This is a genomic window from Veillonella sp. ICM51a (assembly GCF_000524355.1).
GTDB classification, from domain to species: Bacteria; Bacillota; Negativicutes; order Veillonellales; family Veillonellaceae; genus Veillonella; species Veillonella atypica.
Window position 1 is genome coordinate 1 of the sequence record NZ_JAPX01000004.1, and the last position, 2,923, is coordinate 2,923.

The window sequence follows — 2,923 nt, forward strand, 5'->3', positions numbered from 1 at the left end:
TTTTCTAGAGTAATCAAACATTTGTGACAAATACCTATGCCTTTTGATTCATAAAGTACTCTGTTATAACTTGGTTTGGTGATTTAAAGTTTAAGACTTTTTGTGCAATGTTATTATATCTATTAGCATATCGACTATGTGCTTTTAGAAAACTCTCCATACTATTAAACTTACGAGAATAAAATCTCTCACTATCAATTCGATGACTGCGCTCTACCTTTCCATTCTGCCACGGAGAAAATGGTCTTGTCGTTTTATGCTCTATTTCTAATCTTTTTAATACAATATCAAATAAACACTCTCGATCTTTTACTCCATAGTTTGTAAATTCACGACCATTATCTGTTTGTATTGTATGAATAGGAAATCCCATTTTGGCTTCTAAATTTAATAAGAACCGACTTGTATTAGTAACACTTTTTTCATCTATAATTTTTAGAATTCTCTTTCTAGAAAACTCATCAATAGCTGTAAGTTGATAGTAAGATTTTCCTTGTGTTGAAAAGGCTAAACTCTCGCGAGGTACGTATTTTATATCAATCTGAACCTTTTCTCCTGGATATGTTACTAGATCTGGTTTCCACTTGCTTTTTGGAACAGATTTAACAACCTTTTTCTCTTTAATGTGACACCTTATTTGTCGGCACATAGAGCCATATGAGCGTTTATAACCACGCTTTTTTGCCTCAACATATACTTGAGACAGCCCTTCATGTTTAAACTTAGAATGCATACGCTTGATAAGTGCTAGTTCTTCCTCAGTGTGTTGATTAGGATGAGAATGTGGTTTACGACTATACAATCGAAGTGAATCGATAGTCCCGTCGAAACGCTTCACCCAACGTTGTACTTGTTGTCTACTAGTATGATAACGGCGTGCAGCTTCAGCATTATTTCCATACTTTATAGCATATTCACATACTCGTTTACGAAATCTTAATTCTTCAGTTATAATAGAATGCATGAGAAGGAACTCCTTTTGTTGTAATGTTTGGATTAAGCAACTTCATTATAACAGAGTTCCTTCTCATTTTTTATTCACTTGTCACAAATGTATTATACTCTTACAAAAATATTTAAATAGGTTCTATTGCTATATGCACTTAATCATAAACTGTTACAAAGCCATCTACCCATTGACGTTCGTTTAATACAACTTTCCCAATACCAAAATTGTCTAACCCATGAACAATAAATATATCCCAAGTACTATATTTTTCTTTTGCTAATACAGCATATTCATAATCACTAAATACACCTAAAGTTCCACCCACTGTATACATTGAATCAACATCATACCCATACCACAATATAAAAACTTCATTGTTTTTGATAGGATCATCTACACTATAATTTCTTGGTACTCCATCATTTAAAATAAATTCCTCAATATAAAAGTTTTTATCGCAAAACGCTCTAAATCCCGGAAGTTGTTTAGCTAACATTATTGCATTTTCTGCTAAATCTTTAGTCGAAAAATCCCCTAAACTAAAGTACTCTGTATATGGTAATGTATCATCTTTTTTATATTTAGCTACGGCTTCATATATAGTTGTATTCATATTCTCTAACCTTTCTATATATTCAATTCACGAAAAACCTAGCCTCATAAGTTTCTCCATTAATATAATTAGAACTTATTTTTATCGAATAGTAATATTTTATTATTTAGCTTAATTGTAAAATGAAATTGAACAAATAAAAATCCATAGTAAACCTTGTGTTATGATTTAGGTGTCTAATCAAAATATAACCGAGGTAATCACTATGGACTATAATAATCATAACACGACATTACGTACAAACACTTAAACTTCGAAGAACGATTTTATTTAGAAAATAGAATCGTTCTAGGAGATAGTATTACGGCAATTTCACGTGCACTTGGCCGTTCTAGAACAACTATATATACAGAATTAAAACGTGGTACTGTAATTCAAATTCGACAAGGTAAATCTCAACTTGTATATTTAGCTGATTCTGGACAAGCAACATATGAAAGACAACGTGTGGGCTCTTCTAATACCATGAAAGTTGGTGCTATAGAATCTTTTATAAATTGGATTGAAAGCAAGGTTCTAGATGATCATTGGTCCTTTGATGCTACTGTTGGATATGCTGAACATAAGGATTTGTTTATGCGTAATGAAATGGTTTGTGCTAAAACTTTATATAACTATCTTTACAAAGGCATATTAGGTATAAAAGCAATTGACTTACCATTGGTAGTGCGGCATTCTCAACGAAAATCTATTTCTAGAAAACATAAGCGAGAACTTGGTAAATCCATAGAACTTCGCGATCCTAATATTGAAACGCGCGAGGAATTCGGACATTGGGAATTAGATACCGTCCGTGGAACAAAAGATAAGACAGACCATGTTTTAATTTCTTTACTTGAGCGTAAAAGCAGATTGTATGTGGCTTTACGGTGTCCCTCAGCACGTGCTACTGATGTAAAAGAAACACTGCATGCATGGTTAAATACGTTTAAAGATGTTAATCTAGCTTGCTTATGCAAAACAATAACTGCAGATAACGGTTTAGAGTTTTCAGAGATATCTAATTTAGAAAATGAAATCTTGTCTATTTATTTTGCTCGACATTATTCTGCTTGGAAGCGTGGATCGAACGAAAGCATAATGGTTTACTTTGTAGATGTATACCGAAAGGAATGCCAATAAAAGCCGTTTCAGAGGAAACTATTCGACGAACACTTAAATGGTATAATACTTTGCCACGCAAGCTTCTAAATTATAGAACCCCCTTGGAGGTCTTTCTTGAAGAAGTTAATAAGATTGTAGATTTGGATACTGTTCAATTTCATATTGCAATTTAAGATATTCTTTTTTACATTATGTAAAAATTCAGTATAATCAGTAGTAGGCATATAAGCTCACATCCTTTTTTAGGACTTTGACAC

The 2,923-nt window shown here is 32.5% G+C and carries 3 protein-coding genes; 1 reads left to right on the forward strand and 2 read right to left on the reverse strand.

What is annotated here, in order from left to right; genetic code table 11:
* Positions 1-34 precede the first annotated feature (34 nt).
* Both HMPREF1504_RS00350 and HMPREF1504_RS00355 read right to left on the reverse strand, forming a co-directional pair.
* Entirely contained in the window at positions 35-964 is a 930-nt protein-coding gene (locus HMPREF1504_RS00350) for an IS481 family transposase (RefSeq protein WP_005379765.1), read from the reverse strand.
* A 139-nt stretch (positions 965-1,103) separates the two neighbouring features.
* Positions 1,104-1,562 (reverse strand): hypothetical protein, encoded by a 459-nt coding sequence (locus HMPREF1504_RS00355; RefSeq protein ID WP_005379293.1) that lies wholly within the window; start codon positions 1,560-1,562, stop codon positions 1,104-1,106.
* Between the two features lie 282 nt (positions 1,563-1,844).
* On the opposite strand from HMPREF1504_RS00355, the gene HMPREF1504_RS00360 reads away from it, so the two are divergent.
* Complete coding sequence (locus tag HMPREF1504_RS00360) at positions 1,845-2,684, forward strand: IS30 family transposase (protein WP_369759915.1); 840 nt, start codon at positions 1,845-1,847, stop codon at positions 2,682-2,684.
* Positions 2,685-2,923 lie beyond the last annotated feature (239 nt).

Excerpts from the sequence above, each read along its gene's own strand:
- HMPREF1504_RS00350 (WP_005379765.1), bottom strand. The coding sequence starts at position 964 with ATGCATTCTATTATAACTGAAGAATTAAGATTTCGTAAACGAGTATGT.
- HMPREF1504_RS00355 (WP_005379293.1), bottom strand. The coding sequence starts at position 1,562 with ATGAATACAACTATATATGAAGCCGTAGCTAAATATAAAAAAGATGAT.